Raw genomic sequence first — 22,082 nt, forward strand, 5'->3', positions numbered from 1 at the left:
CGTCACCACTCACCTGTGCGGACTCTCGCACGGCCGTGCGGGCATATGCGCCAGAATGGGCCCGTGACCTCAGCGACCCGACAGCCCGAGACCCCGGCATCCACTGTCCCGCCCCGGCTGATCGCAACGGATCTCGACGGGACCCTCCTCCGCGACGACAAGTCGGTCTCCGAGCGCACGGTCGCCGCCCTGGCCGCCGCCGAGGAGGCCGGCGTCGAGGTGTTCTTCGTCACGGGCCGCCCGGCCCGCTGGATGGACGTCGTCAGCGACCACGTGCACGGCCACGGACTGGCGATCTGCGGCAACGGCGCGGCCGTGGTCGACCTGCACGGCGGCCCCGGCAGCCACCGCTTCGTCAAGGTCCGTGAGCTGGCCCGGGAGAACGCCCTCGACGCCGTACGACTGCTGAGGGACGCCGCGCCGGGAACGGTGTATGCCGTCGAGCAGACCTATGGCTTCTACCAGGAGCCGGCGTACCCGAAGCTGCACATGGAGGTCCCGGACTTCCGTGCGCCGGCCGAGAAGCTGCTGGCGCCGGATGCCCCCGGCGCCCACGAACCGGTGCTCAAGATCCTCGCGTACCACCCGGATCTGGACCCGGACGGCTTCCTCACGCTGGCCCGGCTCGCCGTCGGCGACCGCGCGACCATCACCCGGTCCAGCCCCAGCGCGCTGCTGGAGATCAGCGGCCCTGGCGTCTCCAAGGCGAGCACGCTCGCGTTGTGCTGCGCCGAGCGCGGCATCTCCCACGAGGAGGTCGTCGCTTTCGGCGACATGCCGAACGACGTGGAGATGCTCACCTGGGCGGGCCAGTCGTACGCGATGGGCAACGCGCACCCGGACGTGATAGCCGCGGCGTCCGGGCGGACGGTCGCCAACAACGACGACGGGGTGGCCGTGGTGATCGAGCGGATCCTCGCCGAGCGGTTGTAGACCCCTGCGCGGGGGCGCTCGGTGGGCTCCCCCTTACCGAGCCGCCAGCAGTTCCCCTTCGGCCTCCCTCTCCACCATCTCCCGCAGAGGCCCTTCCACGGCCGTCAGCTCCGCGTACGACCCCCGCTGGACCACACGTCCCTCCGCCAGCACGACGATCTCGTCGACCGCCTCAAGACCGGCCAGCCGGTGGGTGATCAGCAGCGTTGTACGCCCCTCCGTGGCGGCCAGCAGGTCCGCGGTGAGCGCGTCGGCCGTCGGCAGGTCGAGGTGTTCCGCGGGTTCGTCGAGGACGAGGACGGGGAAGTCGGCGAGCAGGGCGCGGGCCAGTGCGAGCCGCTGCCGCTGTCCACCGGACAGCAGTGCGCCGTGCTCGCCGATCAGTGTGTCGAGCCCGTCCGGCAGCCCGTCGGCCCAGTCGAGGAGCCGCGCCCGCGCGAGTGCGTCGCGCAACTCACCTTCACTCGCGCCCTTCCGGGCGAGCAGCAGGTTCTCCCGCACCGAGCTGTCGAAGAGGTGCGCGTCCTGGGCGCACAGCCCGACCAGGCGTCGTACGTCATCGCCGTCGAGCGCGTACGCGTCCGTGCCGCCCAGCGTGTACGAGCCGGCGCCCGCGTCCACGAACCGCAGCAGCACCTGCGCGAGCGTCGTCTTCCCCGCACCGGAGGTGCCGACCACGGCGATCCTGCGGCCCCGTTCGAGAGTGAGGTCAAGCCCGGCGAGCGCGTCCCGCCGCTGCCCGTCGTGGCGGGCCGTCAGCCCTTCCAGGACGAGTGGGAAGGGAGACGCGGGCGCCGACTGCGGCCGCTCCGGTTCGCGGACGGGTGCGGGGGCGTCCAGCACCTCGTAGACGCGCTCGGCGCTCCTGCGCACCCGCTGGCGGTGCTGCACGGCGAGCGGCAGCCCCAGGACCGCCTCGAACGCGGCCAGTGGGGTGAGCACCACGACAGCCATGGCCACACCGCCGAGCCGCCCGTCGACGACGGCCTGCGCGCCCACGAGGGCCGCGGCCGCGACGGTCAGCCCGGTGACGAGCGCGGTGAGCCCGTCGCCGAGCGCCGTGGCGGTGGCGGCGCGGGAGGCGATGCGGGTGAGTACCCCGTCGGCCCGGCGCGCCTCGGCGGTCCGGGCGGGCAGCGCACCGGCGACCGTCAGTTCCGCCGTACCGGCGAGCAGGTCCGTCACCCTGGTCGCCAGCACACCGCGGGCGGGCGCCAGCCTCCGCTCCGCGCGGCGCGCCACGGCACCGGTCACCAGGGGTACGCCGACGCCCGCCGCCAGCAGTCCGACAGCAAGGGCGGCGCCGGCCTCGGGCAGCAGCCAGGAGGTGAAGCCGACGGAGGCGGCCGACACGACGAGCGCGGCGCCCGCGGGCAGCAGCCACCGCAGCCAGTAGTCCTGCAGCGCGTCCACGTCGGCGACCAGCCGCGACAGCAGGTCGCCGCGCCGGGTCGTGCGCAGCCCGGCCGGTGCCAGCCGCTCCAGGCGCCGGTAGACGGCGACCCGGGTGTCGGCCAGCATCCGCAGCACGGCGTCGTGCGACACGAGCCTCTCCGCGTACCGGAACACGGCGCGCCCGATCCCGAACGCCCGTGTGGCCGTCACGGCAACCATCAGATACAGCACCGGTGGCTGCTGGGAAGCCCGTGAGATGAGCCACCCGGAGGTCGCCATCAGCCCTACGGCGCTGCCGAGCGCGAGACTGCCGAGCAGCAGCGCCAGGGCGAGCCGCCCACGGCGGGGGCCGGCCATGGCGCGAACCCTGGCCAGCACGCCACCGCGCCCCTCCGGAGAGGGGGCAGGTGCCGGCTTGTCGTGGGCCGGTGACACATCCGGCGTCCGAGGGCTGGGCAGCGGGACGGTACCGGCCTGTGCCGGACCACTCGCCGTGGCGTGCTCCTCGGCGTCCAGCCGCACCACCCGGTCCGCCACACCGAGCAGCGCCGGCCGGTGCACAACCAGCAGTACCGTCCGCCCGACGGCCAGCCGTCGCACCGCCTCCACGACCTCCGCCTCGGTCGCACCGTCCAGGGAGGCCGTCGGCTCATCGAGCAGGAGGACCGGCCGGTCGGCGAGGAACGCCCGCGCCAGGGCGAGCCGCTGCCGCTGCCCGGCGGAGAGCCCCGCGCCGTCCTCGCCGAGAACCGTGTCGGCCCCGGCGGGCAGCGCGTCCACGAACTCCAGCGCCCCGGCGTCGGCCAACGCCCGCCCTACCGCGGCATCGTCCGCGTCCGGCCGCGCCAGTCGCACGTTCTCGGCAATGGTGCCCGCGTACAGATGCGGCCGCTGCGGCACCCAGGAGATCCGCGAACGCCACTCCTCCAGATCGGCCGAGGCGAGGTCGACTCCCCCGACCCGCACGCGCCCCTCGGCGGGCGGCACGAACCCGAGCAGGACGTTCAGCAGCGTCGACTTGCCCGCGCCGCTCGGCCCGACCAGGGCGACCGTCTCACCGGGTTCGACCGTCAGCGACACATCGGACACCGCGGCGGACGACCGGCCAGGGTAGTGCACGGTCACGCCCTCGAAGGCGATCTCCCCGTCGGGGAGCCGCTGTGTGCCGGAGGCCGGTACCGGTGTCTCCAGCACCGCGAAGATCTCCTCCGCCGCGGAAAGTCCCTCGGCGGCCGCGTGGTACTGCGCCCCCACCTGCCGCAGCGGCAGATATGCCTCCGGCGCGAGGACGAGGATGACCAGTCCGATGTACAGGTCCATGTCGCCGTGGACGAGCCGCATGCCGATGGTCACCGCGACGAGCGCGACCGAGATCGTGGCCAGCAGCTCCAGCGCGAAGGACGACAGGAACGCGATCCGCAGCGTCCGCATCGTCGCCTGCCGGTACTCGCCGGTGATCCGCTTGATGGACTCGGCCTGTGCCTTGGCGCGGCCGAAGACCTTGAGAGTGGGCAGCCCGGCGACCACGTCGAGGAAGTGCCCGGACAGCCGGGACAGCAGCCGCCACTGACGATCCATCTGGGACCGCGTGGCCCAGCCGATCAGAATCATGAAGAGCGGGATCAGCGGCAGGGTGCCGACGATGATCGCTGCTGACACCCAGTCCTCGGTGACGATCCGTGCCAGTACCGCCACCGGCACGACGATCGCGAGCCCCAACTGTGGCAGATAGCGCGAGAAGTAGTCGTCGAGGGCGTCGACTCCGCGCGTGGCCAGTGCAACCAGTGACCCGGTCCGCTGCCCGGCGAGCCACCCGGGGCCGAGGGCCCCCGCCCGCTCCAGGAGCCGCCCCCGCAGCTCGGACTTCACCGCCGCGCTGGCCCGGTGCGCGGCAAGCTCGGTGAGCCAGGAGACCAGCGCACGGCCGACCGCCACAGCCACCAGAAGCAGCAGGGGCGTGCGCAGTTCGGCGACCGAGTGGTGGTGCTGGAAAGCGCCGACCACCACCTCGGCGATCAGCATCGCCTGCGCGATGACCAGTGCGGCGCCGACGGCACCCAGGCCGACGACCGCCGCGAGGAAGAGGCGGGTGGCGCGGGCGTACCGGAGGAGACGGGGATCGATCGGTTTCACGTGAAACATGCCCTTCGGTCCGGGGAGGGGTGTTTCACGTGAAACACCCCTCCCCACCAGACTCAGTGCACGGCTCCGGCGGCAGCGTCGGCGGCGATGTGCTGCGTACCGATGCGCTTGCGGAAAACCCAGTACGTCCAGCCCTGGTAGAGCAGGACGATCGGCGTCGCGATCCCCGCGCACCACGTCATGATCTTCAGGGTGTAGGGGCTCGACGAGGCGTTGGTCACCGTCAGGCTCCAGTCCGCGTCAAGCGTGGACGGCATGACGTTCGGGAAGAGCGTCAGGAAGAGCATCGCGACCGCCGCCACAATGGTCACCCCGGACAGGGCGAACGACCATCCTTCACGCCCGGCCCGGTTCGCCACGAGCGCGGCCACGAGCGCGCCGACCGCCACGACCATCGCGACCAGGCTCTTGCCGTCCCCTTGGTCGATCTGCGCCCAGCCGAGGAAGAGCAGCGCCAGCACGGCGGTCACCAGGCCGACCCGCAGGGCGAGCTTCCGCGCCCGCTCCCGGATGTCCCCGAGGGTCTTCAGCGCCGTGAACACCGCTCCGTGGAAGGTGAACAGGCTCAGCGTCACCAGCCCCCCGAGGAGCGCGAACGGGTTGAGCAGATCCCAGAGGTTCCCCACGTACTCGAAGTGCTGGTCGATCTTCACGCCCCGCACGATGTTGCCGAAGGCCACACCCCACAGGAACGCCGGGATCAGCGAGGTCCAGAAGATCGCGGTCTCCCAGTTGCGCTGCCAGTTCTCCTCGGGCCTCTTCGCCCGGTACTCGAAGGCGACACCACGCACGATCAGGCAGACGAGGATGATCAGCAGCGGCAGATAGAAGCCGGAGAAGAGCGTGGCGTACCACTCGGGGAACGCCGCGAAGGTCGCGCCACCCGCGGTGAGGAGCCACACCTCGTTACCGTCCCAGACGGGGCCGATCGTGTTGATCAGCACCCGCCGCTCGGGGCGGTCGCGGGCCAGCAGCTTGGTGAGGATGCCGACCCCGAAGTCGAAGCCCTCCAGGAAGAAGTAGCCGATCCAGAGGACCGCGATGAGGACGAACCAGACGTCGTGAAGTTGCATGATGTGAGCGCTCCCTCGGCCTAGTACGAGAAGGCCATCGGCTTGTCGGCGTCCCGGGAGTCGCCGCCGATCTTGGTGGGCGGGTTGAGATCGGACTCGGTGAGCTCGGGCGGTCCGGCCTTGACGTACTTCACGAGCAGCTTCACCTCGATGACGGCGAGGATCGCGTAGAGCAGCGTGAACACGGTCATCGAGGTGATGACCTCGCCCTGGGAGACACCGGGGGAGACCGCGTCACGAGTGCGCAGCACGCCGTAGACAACCCACGGCTGACGGCCCATCTCGGTGAAGATCCAGCCCCAGGAGTTGGCGATGAGCGGGAAGGCCAGGGTCCAGATCGCTATGCGCCAGTACCACTTGGTGAGCGCGGGTCCGAGGGGCTTGTTCTTGAAGAGCACCAGATGCGGCACCTCGTCCTCACCCACCCGCAGATGCTGCGGCAGCATGAACTTCTTGCGGGTGAGCCAGAGCCCGACCACTCCGATGGCGAAGGACGACATGCCGAAGCCGATCATCCAGCGGAAGCCCCAGAAGGTGACGGGGATGTTGGGGCGGTAGTCACCGGGGCCGTACTTCTGCTGCTCGGCCTTGTTGGTGTCGTTGATGCCGGGGACGTAGGAGCTGAAGTCGTCGTTGGCGAGGAACGACAGGAGCCCGGGAACGGACAGTTCGACGGTGTTGTGCCCCTTGCTGACGTCTCCGTAGGCGAAGACCGAGAACGGCGCGGGAGCCTCGCCGTCCCAGAGCGCCTCGGCGGCGGCCATCTTCATCGGCTGCTGCTTGAACATGACCTTGCCGAGGAGATCGCCGCTGACCGCGGTGAGCAGGCCGCCTATGACGAGGGTGACCAGACCGAGCCGCAGCGAGGTCTTCATCACGGCTATGTGCTTCTTGCGGAGCAGATGGAAGGCGGCGATGCCGACCATGAACGCGCCGCCCGTGAGGAAGGCCGCGGACAGGGTGTGGAAGACCTGGGTGAGTGCGGTGTTCTGGGTCAGGACGTGCCAGAAGTCGGTGAGTTCGGCACGGCCCTTCGCCTTGTTGATCCGGTAGCCGACCGGGTGCTGCATCCACGAGTTGGCCGCCAGGATGAAGTACGCCGACAGGATCGTGCCGATGGAGACCATCCAGATGCAGGCGAGGTGGAGCTTCTTCGGCAGCTTGTCCCAGCCGAAGATCCACAACCCGATGAAGGTGGACTCGAAGAAGAAGGCGATGAGGGCTTCGAACGCGAGCGGGGCTCCGAAGATGTCACCGACGAAGCGCGAGTAGTCGGACCAGTTCATGCCGAACTGGAACTCCTGGACGATGCCGGTGACCACGCCCATCGCAATGTTGATCAGGAAGAGCTTGCCCCAGAACTTCGTCGCCCTGAGGTACTTCTCCTTCTCCGTCCGCACCCAGGCGGTCTGCAGGCCGGCCGTCAGGGCGGCAAGCGAGATCGTCAGCGGGACGAACAGGAAGTGGTAGACGGTGGTGATGCCGAACTGCCATCGCGCCAGTGTCTCCGGCGCCAGAGCCAGGTCCACGTCGTCCTTCTCCTTACGTCGACTTACGTCGCCGTGGCCACAAGCGACGGTTTTGTCCTGTTCGTCACGCACATCATAGGAGCAATCCGGACACGCTTGTGAACGCGTTCACATTCACAAGCAATTATGGCGCATGCCCTTTCGAAGCCGGATAGGCGGGGGGTCCCCAAGCCGGGACCGTCAGGCCCCGGAGCCGGGACCATCGGGCCCAGCGACGACTCTCCGGCCGCCCAGGAAACAGTGACCTTCTCCATCGAGAGGGCATGCGACAAGCCCGGGCCGCCTGACGGCGACCCGGGCACTCTCGCCACCGTGGACGATGGCGATCCCGTACAGGTGGAAGGTCGGGGCTAGAGCTCCTTGAGCCAGCCCTCCGCCACCTTCACGAAGATGTCGTTCGCCTCGGACTCGCCGATCGTCACGCGCACCCCTTCGCCCGGGAAGGGCCGCACGACCACGCCGTGCTGCTCGCAGGCGGCCGCGAAGTCGGACGTGCGCTCCCCCAGCCGCAGCCACACGAAGTTCGCCTGGGTCTCGGGCACGGTCCAGCCCTGGGCGAGCAGTGCGTCGACCACCCGTGTGCGCTCGCACACCAGTGAACCGACCCGGCCGAGCAGCTCGTCCTCCGCGCGCAGCGAGGCGATCGCCGCGTCCTGCGCCAGCTGGCTCACGCCGAAGGGCACCGCCGTCTTGCGCAGCGCCTCGGCCACCGGCTCATGGGCGATCGCGAAACCGATGCGCAGCCCGGCGAGGCCGTACGCCTTGGAGAAGGTGCGCAGCACGCACACGTTCGGCCGCTCGCGGTACAGCTCGACGCCGTCCGGCACCTGGACGTCGCGGATGAACTCCCGGTACGCCTCGTCGAGCACCACGAGCACGTCGTGGGGCACCCGGTCGAGGAAGCGCTCCAGCTCGGCCCGGCGCACCACCGTGCCGGTCGGGTTGTTGGGGTTGCAGACGAAGATCAGTCGGGTCCGGTCGGTGATCGCGTCCGCCATCGCGTCCAGGTCGTGCACGTCGCCCGGAGTCAGCGGCACCTGCACGGACGTCGCGCCACTGATCCGGGTGATGATCGGGTACGCCTCGAAGGATCGCCAGGCGTAGATCACCTCGTCGCCCGGCCCGCTCGTGGTCTGCAGCAACTGCTGCGCGACGCCGACCGAACCCGTGCCGGTCGCGAGGTGGGACTGGGGCACCCCGAAGCGCTCCGACAGCTCGCTCATCAGCCCCGTGCACGCCATGTCCGGGTAGCGGTTGAAGGACGTGGCCGCCGCGGTCACGCTCTCCATCACGCCCGGCAGCGGGGGGTACGGATTCTCGTTCGAGGACAGCTTGTAGGCCACCGGGCCGCCGCCGGCGGCAGGCTTGCCGGGCTTGTAGGTGGGGATACCCTCCAGCTCGGCACGCAGCCTCGGGCTCGTCTCGCTCACCGCAGTCCTCCTCGCGCACACCACCGGCTCATGACCGCCATCGGCTCCAATGCTTCTCACCTTATGAGGATTCGGCGCCGCTGCGAATGGGCTGTGGACAACCGCGTCCGTCCGCAGGCGCGCCCACCGGAAGAACCCGGGTGCATCGCCGTTCGAACACCCTGGTGCATCGCCGTACGAACCCGTACGCACCATCGTAAGAAGGCGTACGGACCAGGGGGCGCGTCCCTGTTTGTCGTACGCGCCGGTGGCTCACGCCGTGGCGCGCATCCCTCGTGAAGGTGAGTTGAGACCTCTTCGAAATATCGTCCCCTTGGCAGGCTCATGCGCGCCGACAGGGCACGTACTGATGCGAGATCGCTGAAGTCCTTTGGTTTCCAAGGCATTTGACTACTATTGATCATGCAGAAACGTGTCTGTCAACGAGTGCATATGCGTCCGCACTACCCCACCGCATGAGCCCTACTATCGGCTCGCCATGACAGCAGCAGGGAAGCACCAGGTGAGCCGGGCAGAGACCTCCCGCCGCGGCAGCCGGCCGGGCCGGGCAGGCATCAGAGATGTGGCCGCCGCCGCCGGAGTCTCCATCACGACCGTCTCCGACGCCCTCAACGGCAAGGGCCGGCTGCCGGACGCCACCCGACGCCACGTCCGCGAGGTCGCCGACCGGCTGGGCTATCGCCCCTCGGCCGCGGCCCGCACCCTCCGTACCGGAAAGTCGGGCCTCATCGGCCTGACCGTGACGACCTACGGGGATGAACCTTTCACCTTCACCGAGTTCGCGTACTTCGCGGAGATGGCCAGAGCCGCCACCTCGGCCGCGCTCGCCCGCGGCTACGCCCTGGTCATTCTGCCCGCGACCTCACGCCACGACGTGTGGTCGAACGTCGCCCTGGACGGCACGGTCGTCATCGACCCCTCCGACCACGACCCGGTGGTCAGCGAGCTGGTCCGGCAGGGATTACCCGTCGTCTCCGACGGCCGCCCGGCCGGCTCGCTCCCGGTCACCGCCTGGGTCGACAACGACCACGAGGCCGCGGTCCTGGGGATCCTCGACCATCTGGCGGAAGCCGGCGCCCGCCGGATCGGTCTGCTGACCGGCACCACGACGGACACGTACACGCACCTGTCCACGACCGCCTATCTGAACTGGTGCGAGCGCGTCGGACAGGACCCGGTCTACGAGGCCTACCCGGCCCACGACCCGTGCGCGGGCGCCGTCGCCGCCGACCGGCTGCTGGCCCGCCCGGACCGCCCCGACGCGGTCTACGGGCTCTTCGACCCGAACGGCACCGACCTGCTGGCCGCCGCCCGCCGTTACGGCCTGCGCGTCCCCGACGACCTGCTGCTCGTCTGCTGCAGCGAGTCCACGGTGTACGCCAACACCGAACCGCCCGTCACGACGCTCTCCCTCAAGCCGCGCCGGATCGGCACCGCGGTGGTTCAGCTCCTCATCGACGCCATCGAGGGAGTCGAGTCGGACCAGCCGGTCGAACAGGTGATACCGACGGAGCTGATCGTGCGTACCTCGTCCGAGCGGCGCCCGCCCCGTACGACGGTCAGCCCGCCCCGGTCGCCCGAGGAGGGATGACCGCCAGGCGATCCGCGGGTGACGCACAGGTTTCCCGCGGACGGCCGGCGGCCGGGATCCAGGCGGGGAAAGCCCTGCCCAATCAGGGCGAAAGCCGCGGCGAACCGGGGTCCTCCCCCGATTCACCACCCCTGGGTCATCACATGGCGCGATCCGCATTCCTATGATGGGCCCACGACACCGCGGGCCGCTGCGACCAGGCAGTCCGATGCGGTGCAGATGCGGCGCGATGGTGGAGGGGTCGATGACTCAGGGGGCCGGTCAGGGACCCGAGGTGGAGCGGACGGCGACGTTGCGCGACTTCCGGGTGCCCGCGTACGTCCACGAGACCGGTCCGTACGCGCAGAGCACGCACCCCGGCGAGGGCGCCGACCCCGTCGCGACACCGGGGGACTACCCGCACGGGTACTCGGACGCCTACACGCCCACCGAGCGGGATCTCCCCGTCATCAACCGCGGCGACACGCTCCAGGCGACCATCGACCCCGCGTCCGTTCCCGCCCCGCAGTCCGCCGACGGGCCCGGTCCGCTGTTCGTCGTCGGGGACGTCCATGGCTATCTCGACCAGCTCGTGGCGGCGCTCCAGGAGAAGGGCCTCATCGACGCCGCGGGCCAGTGGTCCGCGGGCACGGCGCGGCTGTGGTTCCTGGGCGACTTCACCGACCGCGGGCCCGACGGCATCGGCGTCATCGACCTGGTGATGCGGCTCTCCGCCGAGGCGGCCGCGGCCGGCGGCTACTGCAAGGCGCTCATGGGCAACCACGAGCTGCTGCTGCTCGGCGCCAAGCGGTTCGGTGACACACCCGTCAACTCCGGGGCGGGCACGGCCACCTTCCAGGCGGCCTGGCTGCTCAACGGCGGCCAGAAGACGGACATGGACCGTCTCCAGGACCACCACCTCCAGTGGATGGCCCGCCTCGACGCCATCGAGGAGGTCGACGGGCACCTGCTGGTCCACTCGGACACCACGGCCTACCTCGACTACGGCGACTCCATCGAAGCGGTCAACGACACCATCCGTGAGACGCTCACGCGCAACGACGCGGACGAGGTGTGGGACCTCTTCCGGAAGTTCACCAAGCGCTTCTCCTTCCGCGACGAGGGCGGCGCCGACGCCGTACGCTCCCTGCTGGACACATACGGCGGCACGCGCATCGTCCATGGCCACAGCCCCATTCCGTACCTCCTGGGCGAGGTCGGCTCGGAGGACGACGAGGACGGCGCGGGTCCGGTGGTCGACGGTCCGCACCTCTACGCGGACGGGCTGGCCATCGCGATGGACGGCGGAGTGACCATGGCCGGAAAGCTGCTGGTCCAGCAACTTCCCCTGGATAGCTGACCATTCAACGGGCAGGCGTCCCCCAACGGAGGACTGGAAGGACAGCACCGGCCTGGGGGCAATTTCCGGAAACCCCCTGTCACCGTGTGGCGTAATCGCTCTACCATCGGCTTATCCGTAGCAGGCTCCCCTCCGTTTCTGCCCGACGGCTCGTCAGCATGCCGAGCCCCAAGCCCTACGGAGCATCGGGGGATGCACATGAACAGCGTTCCGCAGCACCTGCTGAGCGAGGACCGCCAGGACTACGAGCGGATCCTCGATGAGGCGCTGCGCTCCGCACCACACCGCCCTGATCTGGCCGCTGTGGGCCAGCGGCTCAACCCCGAACAGCTGCGCACCATGGCGCTGAACGCGACCGCCCTCATCACCGTGGCGGCAGCCACCGAGTATCAGTACTACGTGAAGGTCCGCGAGGAACTGCGCCAGCCGGCGCAGTCCACCCCTCCCGTCCACGAGAGCACCGTCGGCTCCCCGGGGCCGGACATGGACGGCCTGGGGCTCGCCACCGCTGTGGGAGAGGCCGCCGCCGGAGCCGGAGCCGGAGCCGTCGTCGCGGTGCTCGCCCCCGTCCTCGCCGGCGCCGCCGCGGCGATCTTCCTACTCGTGGGCTACATCCTCAAGATGGTCAACCCCGAACAGGCGTTCGCCCGGACTCTTCTGACCACCGGATGGGTCTTCGGCGCGGTGACCGCGGCGGCGATCCTGGTCGCCGCGGTCGGTCTGCTGCTCACGGCCCTGCGCAACAACTCCTCCGCCGACGAGGAGAGTTCCCGTCGTGAGTTGACGGCGGCGGTGGCCCGGGCCAGGGAAGCCTGGCACGAGGCCCTGCTGGAACGCGGCATCCTGCCGTTTCTCCGCGATGCGCTCGCCGACCCGGGCACGGCCGCGATGAGCCGCAAGGAACCGGAACCGACACCCAGCCGTATCCCCCAACTGGGCTACGACCGACCGGGTTTCAGCAGCCCGGAGAGCGGACCCGGCACGGGCCCGCGCCCGAGCTTCACCAGCCCGGATTTCACCAGCCCGGACTTCGGAGGGCCGGAGCACCAGCCGGAGTGACGGCCACCGTCCGGCCGAACTCCCGCGAGGGACACCACGAACGCCGTTCGCAAGCGCCGCCCCGGGAGATCCTTGGGAGGACCTCCCGGAGCAGCCTGCTCCGCCAAGCGGTGTCAGTCCGCCAACGGGAGGTAGACCCGGTTGCCCTGGGCCGCGAACTCCTCGGACTTCGCCTTCATGCCCTCCAGGGCGAGCCCGTCATACTCCGGTTCGACCCCGCCGTTGCCGTACTTCTCCGTGATACTCCTGCTGATCTTCATGGAGCAGAACTTCGGCCCGCACATCGAGCAGAAGTGGGCCGTCTTGGCCGGCTCCGCCGGAAGTGTCTCGTCGTGGAAGTCGCGGGCCGTATCCGGGTCGAGGGCCAGGTTGAACTGGTCCTCCCAGCGGAACTCGAAGCGCGCGTCGGACAGTGCGTCATCCCACTCCTGCGCACCTGGGTGCCCCTTGGCGAGGTCGGCTGCGTGGGCGGCGATCTTGTAGGTGATGACGCCGGTCTTGACGTCGTCACGGTTGGGCAGGCCCAAGTGCTCCTTGGGCGTGACATAGCAGAGCATGGCCGTGCCCCACCAGGCGATCATCGCGGCACCGATGCCGGAGGTGATGTGGTCGTACGCCGGCGCGATGTCCGTCGTCAGCGGCCCGAGCGTATAGAACGGAGCTTCATCGCAGATCTCCTGCTGAAGGTCGATGTTCTCCTTGATCTTGTGCATCGGGACGTGTCCCGGGCCCTCGATCATGGTCTGTACGTGGAAACGCCTGGCGATTCGGTTGAGTTCCCCGAGCGTACGGAGTTCCGCGAACTGGGCCTCGTCGTTGGCGTCCGCGATCGAACCCGGCCGCAGGCCGTCGCCCAGCGAGTAGGTGACGTCGTACGCCGCGAGGATCTCGCACAGTTCCTCGAAGTTCTCGTAGAGGAACGACTCCTTGTGGTGAGCCAGGCACCACGCCGCCATGATGGAGCCGCCGCGCGACACGATGCCGGTCTTGCGGTTCGCGGTCAGCGGCACGTAAGGCAGGCGTACGCCCGCGTGGACCGTCATGTAGTCCACGCCCTGCTCGGCCTGCTCGATGACCGTGTCCTTGTAGATCTCCCAGGTCAGTTCCTCGGCCTTCCCGTCGACCTTTTCGAGGGCCTGGTAGAGCGGCACCGTGCCGATGGGGACGGGGGAGTTGCGCAGCACCCACTCGCGTGTGGTGTGGATGTTGCGGCCGGTGGACAGGTCCATGACGGTGTCGGCGCCCCAGCGGGTCGCCCAGGTCATCTTCTCGACCTCCTCCTCGATGGAGGAGGTCACCGCTGAGTTGCCGATGTTGGCGTTGACCTTCACCAGGAACCGCTTGCCGATGATCATCGGCTCGATCTCGGGATGGTTGACGTTGGCCGGGAGGACCGCGCGGCCCGCCGCGATCTCCTCGCGCACGACCTCGGGGGAGACGTTCTCCCTGATCGCCACGAACTCCATCTCGGGCGTGATCTCGCCGCGCCGCGCGTAGGCGAGCTGGGTGACCGCCTGGCCGTCTCGGCTGCGGCGCGGCTGGCGCGGCCGCCCGGGGAAAACCGCGTCCAGGTTGCGCAGTCCCCCGCGCGGTGCGGTGTGCTTGATCCCGTCGTCCTCGGGACGGACGGGACGGCCCGCGTACTCCTCGGTGTCGCCGCGGGCGATGATCCAGTTGTCCCGCACCGGCGCCAGGCCCCTGCGGACGTCGGTCTCGACGTGTGGATCGGTGTACGGGCCGGAGGTGTCGTACAGGGTGACCGACTGCCCGTTGGTGAGGTGCACCTGACGGACCGGCACCCGCAGGTCGGGGCGCGACCCCCCGACGTACGCCTTGTGCCAGCCGATGGACTTCCCGGCCTTCTGGGACGGTTCGTCCTGAACAGAAGCAGGCGTGCGTGCGTCCTTGATGGTCATGAGACCTACTCCCTACGCCGGCATTACCCGGTAACAGGTTCAGCGGTCGACGCAGCGGTTTCCGCCCACCGATGTTCCACGTGAAACATCGCGTTTGCGGAGGTCAGCGCCCTCTCAGCCCGGTGCTCCGAGCTCCCGCGTGTGCAAAGGTCCTCCCACGCTAGCGTCTGATTGAGCGAGCTGAACAGTGGGCCCCACGCCTTCTTGCGATGATCGGTCGGTGACCACGACACCGCATCCGCCCCCCTTCCCGCCCTCCGAGCCGCCCCACAACCATGGCTTGGACGGCAGACATGTCCATGGCCCTGGAGGCGGCCACGGTTACGGGGACGGGCGTGGGCACGGTCCTGGAGACGGGCAGGGGCGCGGTCCCGGAGACGGGCAGGGGCGCGGTCCCGGAGACGGGCAGGGGCGCGGTCCCGGAGACGGGCAGGGGCGCGGTCCCGGAGACGGGCAGGGGCGCGGTCCCGGAGGTGGCGGCGGCCATGGCCACGGTCCCGGAGGTGGCGGCGGCCATGGATCCGGCGGAGGGCACGGCCACTCCCACAGTCATGGACACGGCCCCGCGGCCCCCGTGTCGAAGCACCTGCGCCGAGTCATCGCCGCGATCCTGATCCCGTTCACCATGGCGGTCCTGGTCGGTCTCGTGGTGCTGTGGCCCGGTGGCGTCCCGTCGCACAAGCGCACCGGAGTCGGCTTCGACCGGCAGACCCACCAGGCCACGGTCACCAAGGTCGTGGAGGTGGACTGCAAGTCCGTGAACGCATCGAGCGGGGCCCCGACCGGCGACACCTCCACCGCCGAGGGCTCCTCTGCCCAGCAGGAGTCGACCGGCACCTGCAAGAAGGCGACGGTCCGCGTCGACACCGGCAAGGACAAGGGCCGTACGTTCACGGAAATCGTCCAGCCGGACCAGTCACGGCAGTTGCATCAGGGCGAGAAGGTCGTGGTCGCGTACGAACCCTCCGCACCCAGGGACCTGCAGTACTCGGTGACCGATGTGAACCGCAAGTTCCCCATGGCGCTGCTCGCCGGTATCTTCGCGGTCGCCGTGGTGGTCGTCGGCCGGATGCGCGGCGTCATGGCACTCATCGCACTGGCCGTCAGCTTCCTGGTGCTGAGCTTCTTCATCCTGCCCGCGATCCTGCAGGGCTCGAATCCGCTGCTCGTGGCCGTGGTCGGATCGAGCGCCATCATGCTGATCGCCCTGTATATGTGCCATGGCCTGTCGGCCCGCACCTCCGTGGCAGTGCTCGGCACGCTCATCTCGCTGTCGCTGATCGGCCTGCTGGGCTCGGAGTTCATCGACTGGGCCGCACTGACCGGCAACACGGACGACAACACCGGTCTGATCCACGGTCTGTACCCGTCCATCGACATGAGCGGTCTACTGCTCGCCGGCGTCATCATCGGCTCCCTCGGTGTCCTCGACGATGTGACGGTGACGCAGACATCGGCCGTCTGGGAGCTGCACGAGGCGAATCCGTCGATGGGCTGGCGCGACCTGTACCGCGCGGGCATCCGCATCGGCCGCGACCACATCGCCTCGGTCGTCAACACGCTCGTCCTGGCGTACGCGGGCGCCGCGCTGCCCCTGCTGCTGCTCTTCTCGATCGCGCAGAGCAGCGTCGGCGCGGTCGCCAACAGCGAGCTGGTCGCCGAGGAGATCGTGCGCACCCTGGTCGGCTCGATCGGCCTCGTCGCCTCCGTGCCGGTGACCACGGCGCTGGCCGCCCTCGTGGTCTCGGCCGACCGCCCCGGTACGGCCGCCCCTGCCGCGGCACCGATCGCGGTACCGAGCCGGGGTGGGAGAGGGCGGCGTCGCAAGCGCTGAGGCCCCGCGTGCCGTGGAGACGGCCCCGCAGAAGCGTTACGGCACCCAACCCACCCTCAAGGTGCGCGAGGGCCGCTGCCGGGCCCCTCCGCGTCGCACGGACGTGAGGAACCGTTACGGCACCCACCGCACCACGCGTCCACGAGGAACCGTTACGGCAACCCGTCGTCCCGTCGTACATCCGCGACGAACCGTTACGGCGCCGTGGCTGGCCTCAGCCCGCGCTCTGCTCCTCCGCCAGGATCCGGTCCAGCGCCTCATCCAGATGCGCGTCGAAGTCGGCGAGGGAACCCTCCTGCCCGAGCGGCACCAGCTTGTCCGTGCGGTCGAGGAACGTCACGAGCGGCACCGCCCCCGACCGGAACAGCGCCTGGTCAGCGCCCACCTGGAGCCGGATCAGCACATCGCCGAAGGTCTCCGGTTCGGCGGGCGCGATGTGCACGTCCCCGTCCCCGCACGGCCGGCCCACTCCGTCGACCAGCAACTCACGCCCGAACGCCCAGGTCACGGGTGCGTCGCCGGGCAGGTGGAACGTCAGCCGCACGGCATAGGGATCACAGGTCTCGTAGCGCAGTTCCACCGGGATGCGGAACGAGAGCTCCTCCGAGACGAGAAAGCTCATCATGACCTCTGCCTGCACCGACTCGCGCATCGCCTACCCCGTCAGTTGCCGTCGACTGGCCAGGAATGATCGCCCTGACACCTGCTGGAAGTTTGCTGAACGTACACAGCAGATCACAAGGAGTGAGTTTTCAGATACTGATAGAGATGGCGAGTGTCCCTAGCAGCCTTCCGATCTCCGCCTGCAGCTGACGTGCCGCGGGCAGCAGCCGATCGGCCTGATGGGAAGGCAGCGAGATCGCCATCGCCGCGGCCGTCGCCCCTGCGGTTAGGGGGATCGCGGCGCAGGCCGTCCCGAGCGCGTACTCCTGGCGTTCGATGACGGGTTCCGTCCGGCCCAAACGTTCCAACCTGCGCAGAAGGGTGCGGTCGTCACGCACCGTGTACGGCGTGATCGCCTGTACGGGGTAGCGGTCGAGGTGGTCCAGGCGGGCCTCCTCGTCGAGCTGCGAGAGCAGGCATTGGCCGATCGCGTGGGCGTGCCCGGTCTCACGGAAGTCGGCCCACTCCTCGACCGCCGGGTTGCCCGGACTGTCGGCAACACTGAGCACCTCGATCTCACCCTCGCGGTAGACCGCGTAGTACACGGGGACGCCGATCGAATCACGCCATTGCGCGAGCGCGTCGTTCACCATGCTGCGACGTTTCTGCTGGGCTGCGCCGACGCTCAGTCGCTCGGCCGCCTCACCGAGGAAGAACAGGCCCTTCTCCCGGCGCAGATAGCCCTCGTGAGTCAGGGTGCGCAGCAGGTGGTACGCCGTGGGAAGTGCCAGGCCGACCTCACGGGCCAGCTGCTTGGCGGGGGCTCCGTACTCGCGGTCGGCGACGGCCTCCAGCAGCCGCATCGCCCGCTGCACGGATCCGATGAGTGTGGTGGAGTGCGGTTGTACGGGCGGGAGGTGCGCCTCCGCCGGTGATGTGCGCGGCTGTGCGGGTGGGGCGATTGGGGCGGGTGAGTCTGCGGGTGCGGTGTCAACCGTGGCCAAGAGTGACTCCCGGAGCGCGAGGTGGGCCGCCCGTGCGAGGACACGGGGGTGGATGCGCCGCGCGCGGGGCCTGCCGCGCGTCGAGTTCCGGACTCTAACGGGCCGCCACCGCCCGCCGACGGCCTCACCCGGAAAACTTCCCTCGCCCGAGGGAACATCACATCGCTGTTCCGACGGCCCGTTATCTCTCCCCCACCGCCACGGGCCCTCGCGTGGCGGTGCCCGATGACCCGACGCGCTCCGGGCGGGTCACCAGTCGCCGCGCGACGTGGAGCTCGACATGAACTTCCGTACGACGTAGATGAGTCCGCCGACCAGTGCGACGAAGACCAGTACCTTGAAGAGCAGCCCGATGACGAGTTGAAGCACGCTCACTATCACGCCGCCGAAGACGACCAGGGCGATGACCGGCACCGCGATCCACTTCACCCACCACGGCAAACCCGCGAAGATCTCTCGCATCGCCTTGTCCTTGTCTCTCCGCCCGTCGCCCCGTCCTGTTCGGGGGCTCTGCTTCCGGGTCCGTCGATGTCCTGGCTTCGATGCTAGGGCCGCCCAGGGGCGGAACGGGCGCCTCGCACCCCTTGTCCTCCCCTGATCGTCCCCCTAGGGAACCCCGAGACGGACGTCAGCTCTCGGGCGGAGAGAAGACCACCAGAACCCTCAGGTCCTCGGTGATGTGGTGGAACTTGTGGGCGACCCCGGCGGGCACGTAGACGACGCTGCCGCGCGCGACCTGGGTGGTCTCCATGCCGACGGTGATCGAGGCACGGCCGCTGACGACGAAGTACACCTCGTCCTGCTGGTGCGGGTTCTGCGGGTCCAGGTCGCCCGCGTCGAGCGCGTACAGGCCGACCGACATGTTCCGTTCCCGCAGGAACTGCAGATAGGCACCTTCGTTGGCGGCGCGCTCCGCCTCCAGTTCGTCCAGCCGGAATGCCTTCATCGCACGTGTCCGCCCTTGCTCGCTACTCGCCTCTGATCCCGTCTGCCACGATCAGACACATGAAGAATTTCGTAGTCAAGACGATCGCCAACGCGGGCGCTCTGGCCGTCGCGGTCTGGCTGCTCGACAAGATCACCCTGACCGGCGACAGCACCGGTAAGAAGATCGGCACGCTCATCATCGTCGCGCTGCTCTTCGGCCTGGTGAACTTCCTGGTCAAGCCGATCGTGAAGGTGCTGACCTTCCCGCTGTTCATCCTGACGCTCGGCCTGATAACGCTGATCGTCAACGCCCTCATGCTGCTGCTCACCTCGTGGCTGGCGGGCAAACTGGACCTGAGTTTCCACGTCGAGGGCTTCTGGACCGCCGTGATCGGCGGCCTGATCATCTCGGTCGTGTCCTGGGCACTGCACGTCGTCCTGCCCGACGAGGATTGAGTGAGTCGTATGACCTATCGCGTCTGCTTCGTCTGCACCGGCAACATCTGTCGCTCCCCGATGGCCGAATCCGTCTTCCGTGCGCGCATCGAGGAGGCCGGTCTCGACGGCCTGATCGAGGTCGACAGTGCGGGCACGGGCGGCTGGCACGAGGGCGACGGCGCCGATCCGCGTACCGTCGCCGTGCTGGAGGAGAACGGCTACGACGGCGAGCACATCGCACGCCAGTTCCAGCCCTCCTGGTTCTCCCGCCTCGACCTCGTGATCGCCCTCGACTCCGGGCACCTCAAGGCCCTTCGCCACCTCGCACCCACCCCGGAGGAGGCGGCGAAGGTCCGGCTCCTGCGCTCGTACGACCCGGCCGCCGGCGACGACCTCGACGTCCCCGACCCGTATTACGGGGGGATGGACGGATTCGAGGAGTGTCTTGAGATGGTGGAAGCGGCGAGCACAGGGCTGCTCGCCGCGGTACAAGAGCACGTGGAGGGACGAGCAGCATGACCTCAGGGGATTTCGACACGCCCGGCGCGGGACCCGGTGACGGCACACGCGCGGTCCGGGCAGGACTGCCCGAGCCGGTCAAGTACGAGCCGACCCTGCCGGGCCCCGTCTTCGCCGCGCACTTCCACCTGCCCGGCGAGCCCACCGGCCCGTACACCTACGGGCGTGACGAGAACCCCACCTGGACCCACCTGGAGCGCGCCATCGGCGAGCTGGAGGCGCCCGGCGAGGACGGCGTCGAGACGCTCGCCTTCGCCTCCGGCATGGCCGCGATCTCGGCGGTTCTCTTCTCCCAGCTGCGGGCCGGAGACACCGTGGTGCTGCCCGACGACGGCTACCAGGTGCTGCCGCTGGTGCGCGAGCAGCTGACCGCGTACGGCATCGAGGTGCGCACCGCGCCGACCGGCGACGACGCCCAGCTCGGCGTCCTCGGCGGCGCGAAGCTGCTGTGGATCGAGACCCCCTCGAACCCGGGGCTCGACGTCTGTGACCTGCGACGCCTCGTCGCGGCGGCGCACGCGCAGGGCACTCTCGTCGCCGTCGACAACACTCTGGCGACCCCGCTCGGCCAGCGGCCCCTGGAGTTGGGCGCCGACTTCTCGGTGGCCAGCGGCACCAAGATGCTCACCGGACACGGGGACCTCCTGCTGGGGTACGTGGCCTCCCGGAACGCCGGACTGATGGCCGCGGTGCGGCGCTGGCGCAAGATCGTGGGGGCGATCCCGGGTCCCATGGAGGCCTGGCTCGCGCACCGCTCACTGGCCACGCTCCAACTGCGCGCCGACCGGCAGACCGCCAACGCGCTCGCGGTCGCCGGGGCGCTGCGTGGTCGGCCCGAGGTGAGCGGGCTGCGGTATCCGGGACTGCCCGACGACCCCTCGCACAAGGTCGCCGCGCAGCAGATGCGGCGCTTCGGGTGCGTGGTGTCGTTCTCGTTGCCCACACGCGCGCGTGCGGAACGTTTCCTGGACGCACTGCGAATCGTTGACGATGCGACGAGTTTCGGTGGCGTACGGTCCACCGCCGAGCGGCGTGGACGCTGGGGCGGTGACGCGGTGCCGGAGGGCTTCATCCGCTTCTCGGCCGGAGCGGAGGACCCCGAGGACCTGGTGGCCGATGTGCTGCGTGCGCTTGAGGAGTCGGCGGAATGACCACGCCCTGAGCGACGGCCGGCGCTCCCGGTCCGCACTCCGGGTCCGAAAGGTACGCATTCCGGGGAATCGATCCGATTCCCCCGCGATCCTTTCTACGCACAACGGACGGTCCGAGCCTCCCCCCTCGTGGCTCGGACCGCCCCCGGTTCTGCGCGCTAAGAACCGCGCGACCAAGGCTAGTTGACTCTGCGTCAGTGTCCAATCACGGTAGCGACAGAGACCTATCGACTTATTTATAGTTGAGCGCGGTCGGAGGTGCGGGGAGGGGAGGGAGCACCATGGATTTGGCCCTGCTGCGCACCTTCGTGACCGTGCACCGGGCCGGTTCCTTCACCCGCGCCGCGGCCCTGCTCGGCCTCTCGCAGCCGGCCGTCACCTCCCAGATCCGTACCCTGGAACGGCAGCTGGGCCGCCCCCTCTTCCTGCGCCAGGCCCGCGGGGTGACCCCCACGACCATAGGCGACGAACTCGCGCACAAGGCCGCCCCGCATCTGGACGCCCTCGTGGAGATCGCCGAGACCGGGCTCGACGAGGACTCCTCCCTGCGCACCCTCCATCTCGCCGGGCCTCCCGAGTTCACCGCCGAGCGCGCCCTGCCCGCGCTCGCCGAGCTGACCGGCGCCGACGGCCAGGGGCTCGCCCTGCGGGCCTCCTTCGGGAACGCCGACGAGACGCTGGAGGGGCTAGCCGCAGGACACCACGACCTGGCCATCACCACGGCACGGCCACGCGGCGCCCTGCTCACCGCGACGCCGCTCTGCGACGAGGAGCACGTCCTGGTCGCCGCCCCGCGTTGGGCCTCCCGCATCGGCCCCGGCAAGGTGCGCCGCAAGGGTGCGCACGCACTGGAGAACTTGCCGGTGGTCGAGGTGCACGAGTCGCTGCCGTTCGTCTCCCGCTACTGGGCGTCCGTCTTCGACTCCCGTCCGGCCGCCTCCGGCACCGTCATCGTCCCCGATCTGCGCGCGGTCCTCGCTTGCGCCACCACCGGTGCCGGGCTCGCCGTGCTGCCGCGCTATCTCTGCGCCTCCGAGCTGGAGCGGGGCGATGTGGTGGCCCTCCATGAACCGCCGGTGCCGCCGCTGCGGACGTACTTCCTCGTGGTCCGTACCGGAACGCTTGCCATGCCGCACATCGCACGGGCGCACGAGTGGCTGCTGCGGACAGCGGCGCACTGGGGTTGATCGCCGATTGAG

Annotated in this window: 18 protein-coding genes; 9 read left to right on the forward strand and 9 right to left on the reverse strand. The window is 69.6% G+C overall.

Translation table 11 applies throughout. The features are described 5' to 3' along the window. The first annotated feature begins 45 nt into the window (after nt 1-45). A complete protein-coding gene (locus Q2K21_RS35395) occupies nt 46-933 on the forward strand; it encodes an HAD hydrolase family protein (protein WP_310780341.1) in 888 nt (295 codons plus the stop codon). A gap of 33 nt (nt 934-966) precedes the next feature. Here Q2K21_RS35395 and cydD read toward each other — a convergent pair whose 3' ends face one another. From cydD to hisC, 4 genes are all read right to left on the reverse strand, one after another. Continuing rightward, the gene (gene cydD / locus Q2K21_RS35400; RefSeq protein WP_310780343.1) at nt 967-4,461 is read right to left on the reverse strand and encodes a thiol reductant ABC exporter subunit CydD; all 3,495 of its coding nucleotides are present in this window, start codon (nt 4,459-4,461) and stop codon (nt 967-969) included. Nucleotides 4,462-4,523: 62 nt separating this feature from the next. Beyond that, nucleotides 4,524-5,543 (reverse strand): cytochrome d ubiquinol oxidase subunit II, encoded by a 1,020-nt coding sequence (cydB, locus tag Q2K21_RS35405; RefSeq protein ID WP_310780344.1) that lies wholly within the window; start codon nt 5,541-5,543, stop codon nt 4,524-4,526. Between the two features lie 20 nt (nt 5,544-5,563). After that, nucleotides 5,564-7,072 carry a cytochrome ubiquinol oxidase subunit I gene (locus tag Q2K21_RS35410; RefSeq protein WP_310780346.1) on the reverse strand — a complete coding sequence of 503 codons (1,509 nt, stop codon included), beginning with the start codon at nt 7,070-7,072 and terminating at the stop codon, nt 5,564-5,566. Between the two features lie 350 nt (nt 7,073-7,422). Then, a complete protein-coding gene (hisC, locus tag Q2K21_RS35415; RefSeq protein ID WP_310780347.1) occupies nt 7,423-8,502 on the reverse strand; it encodes a histidinol-phosphate transaminase in 1,080 nt (359 codons plus the stop codon). Between the two features lie 478 nt (nt 8,503-8,980). Here hisC and Q2K21_RS35420 point away from each other — a divergent pair, with 478 nt between their 5' ends. The 3 genes from Q2K21_RS35420 to Q2K21_RS35430 all read left to right on the forward strand — a co-directional run bounded on the left by Q2K21_RS35420 (nt 8,981) and on the right by Q2K21_RS35430 (nt 12,491). After that, the gene (locus Q2K21_RS35420; protein ID WP_310780349.1) at nt 8,981-10,093 is read left to right on the forward strand and encodes a LacI family DNA-binding transcriptional regulator; all 1,113 of its coding nucleotides are present in this window, start codon (nt 8,981-8,983) and stop codon (nt 10,091-10,093) included. Between the two features lie 229 nt (nt 10,094-10,322). Next, nucleotides 10,323-11,432 (forward strand): metallophosphoesterase, encoded by a 1,110-nt coding sequence (locus tag Q2K21_RS35425; RefSeq protein ID WP_310780350.1) that lies wholly within the window; start codon nt 10,323-10,325, stop codon nt 11,430-11,432. 192 nt (nt 11,433-11,624) lie between these two features. Then, the gene (locus Q2K21_RS35430; RefSeq protein ID WP_310780352.1) at nt 11,625-12,491 is read left to right on the forward strand and encodes a hypothetical protein; all 867 of its coding nucleotides are present in this window, start codon (nt 11,625-11,627) and stop codon (nt 12,489-12,491) included. A 113-nt stretch (nt 12,492-12,604) separates the two neighbouring features. On the opposite strand, the gene thiC is transcribed toward Q2K21_RS35430, so the two are convergent. Beyond that, complete coding sequence (gene thiC / locus Q2K21_RS35435; RefSeq protein ID WP_310780354.1) at nt 12,605-14,407, reverse strand: phosphomethylpyrimidine synthase ThiC; 1,803 nt, start codon at nt 14,405-14,407, stop codon at nt 12,605-12,607. Nucleotides 14,408-14,627: 220 nt separating this feature from the next. Between thiC and Q2K21_RS35440 the strand changes: the two genes are divergently transcribed. Further along, nucleotides 14,628-16,241, forward strand: coding sequence for a YibE/F family protein (locus tag Q2K21_RS35440; RefSeq protein ID WP_310780356.1), 1,614 nt, complete (start codon nt 14,628-14,630; stop codon nt 16,239-16,241). A 214-nt stretch (nt 16,242-16,455) separates the two neighbouring features. On the opposite strand, the gene Q2K21_RS35445 is transcribed toward Q2K21_RS35440, so the two are convergent. From Q2K21_RS35445 to Q2K21_RS35460, 4 genes are all read right to left on the reverse strand, one after another. Beyond that, a complete protein-coding gene (locus Q2K21_RS35445) occupies nt 16,456-16,893 on the reverse strand; it encodes an SsgA family sporulation/cell division regulator (protein WP_310780358.1) in 438 nt (145 codons plus the stop codon). Between the two features lie 100 nt (nt 16,894-16,993). Continuing rightward, on the reverse strand, nt 16,994-17,848 hold the full coding sequence (locus tag Q2K21_RS35450; protein WP_386275925.1) for an IclR family transcriptional regulator: 855 nt from the start codon (nt 17,846-17,848) through the stop codon (nt 16,994-16,996). Nucleotides 17,849-18,097: 249 nt separating this feature from the next. Then, on the reverse strand, nt 18,098-18,310 hold the full coding sequence (locus Q2K21_RS35455) for a DUF5326 family protein (RefSeq protein WP_310780360.1): 213 nt from the start codon (nt 18,308-18,310) through the stop codon (nt 18,098-18,100). Between the two features lie 166 nt (nt 18,311-18,476). Further along, nucleotides 18,477-18,794 (reverse strand): cupin domain-containing protein, encoded by a 318-nt coding sequence (locus tag Q2K21_RS35460; RefSeq protein WP_310780362.1) that lies wholly within the window; start codon nt 18,792-18,794, stop codon nt 18,477-18,479. Between the two features lie 59 nt (nt 18,795-18,853). Here Q2K21_RS35460 and Q2K21_RS35465 point away from each other — a divergent pair, with 59 nt between their 5' ends. From Q2K21_RS35465 to Q2K21_RS35480, 4 genes are all read left to right on the forward strand, one after another. After that, entirely contained in the window at nt 18,854-19,231 is a 378-nt protein-coding gene (locus tag Q2K21_RS35465) for a phage holin family protein (RefSeq protein ID WP_310780365.1), read from the forward strand. Nucleotides 19,232-19,240: 9 nt separating this feature from the next. After that, nucleotides 19,241-19,732, forward strand: coding sequence for a low molecular weight protein-tyrosine-phosphatase (locus tag Q2K21_RS35470; RefSeq protein ID WP_310780367.1), 492 nt, complete (start codon nt 19,241-19,243; stop codon nt 19,730-19,732). After that, the gene (locus Q2K21_RS35475; protein WP_310780369.1) at nt 19,729-20,883 is read left to right on the forward strand and encodes a cystathionine gamma-lyase; all 1,155 of its coding nucleotides are present in this window, start codon (nt 19,729-19,731) and stop codon (nt 20,881-20,883) included. Before Q2K21_RS35470 ends, Q2K21_RS35475 begins: the two co-directional genes overlap by 4 nt. A gap of 281 nt (nt 20,884-21,164) precedes the next feature. Next, nucleotides 21,165-22,070: a LysR family transcriptional regulator gene (locus Q2K21_RS35480; protein ID WP_310780371.1), complete on the forward strand. Its 906-nt coding sequence runs from the start codon at nt 21,165-21,167 to the stop codon at nt 22,068-22,070. Nucleotides 22,071-22,082 lie beyond the last annotated feature (12 nt).

It is taken from the genome of Streptomyces sp. CGMCC 4.7035, assembly GCF_031583065.1.
Classification (GTDB): domain Bacteria; phylum Actinomycetota; class Actinomycetes; order Streptomycetales; family Streptomycetaceae; genus Streptomyces; species Streptomyces yaanensis.

Coding starts and splice junctions, on each gene's coding strand:
- Q2K21_RS35430 (WP_310780352.1), top strand. CDS start 11,625: ATGCACATGAACAGCGTTCCGCAGCACCTGCTGAGCGAGGACCGCCAG.
- Q2K21_RS35470 (WP_310780367.1), top strand. CDS start 19,241: ATGACCTATCGCGTCTGCTTCGTCTGCACCGGCAACATCTGTCGCTCC.
- Q2K21_RS35480 (WP_310780371.1), top strand. CDS start 21,165: ATGGATTTGGCCCTGCTGCGCACCTTCGTGACCGTGCACCGGGCCGGT.
- Q2K21_RS35445 (WP_310780358.1), bottom strand. CDS start 16,893: ATGCGCGAGTCGGTGCAGGCAGAGGTCATGATGAGCTTTCTCGTCTCG.
- Q2K21_RS35460 (WP_310780362.1), bottom strand. CDS start 18,794: ATGAAGGCATTCCGGCTGGACGAACTGGAGGCGGAGCGCGCCGCCAAC.
- Q2K21_RS35455 (WP_310780360.1), bottom strand. CDS start 18,310: ATGCGAGAGATCTTCGCGGGTTTGCCGTGGTGGGTGAAGTGGATCGCG.
- Q2K21_RS35475 (WP_310780369.1), top strand. CDS start 19,729: ATGACCTCAGGGGATTTCGACACGCCCGGCGCGGGACCCGGTGACGGC.
- Q2K21_RS35420 (WP_310780349.1), top strand. CDS start 8,981: ATGACAGCAGCAGGGAAGCACCAGGTGAGCCGGGCAGAGACCTCCCGC.
- cydB (WP_310780344.1), bottom strand. CDS start 5,543: ATGCAACTTCACGACGTCTGGTTCGTCCTCATCGCGGTCCTCTGGATC.
- Q2K21_RS35395 (WP_310780341.1), top strand. CDS start 46: ATGCGCCAGAATGGGCCCGTGACCTCAGCGACCCGACAGCCCGAGACC.
- thiC (WP_310780354.1), bottom strand. CDS start 14,407: ATGACCATCAAGGACGCACGCACGCCTGCTTCTGTTCAGGACGAACCG.
- Q2K21_RS35425 (WP_310780350.1), top strand. CDS start 10,323: ATGGTGGAGGGGTCGATGACTCAGGGGGCCGGTCAGGGACCCGAGGTG.
- Q2K21_RS35465 (WP_310780365.1), top strand. CDS start 18,854: ATGAAGAATTTCGTAGTCAAGACGATCGCCAACGCGGGCGCTCTGGCC.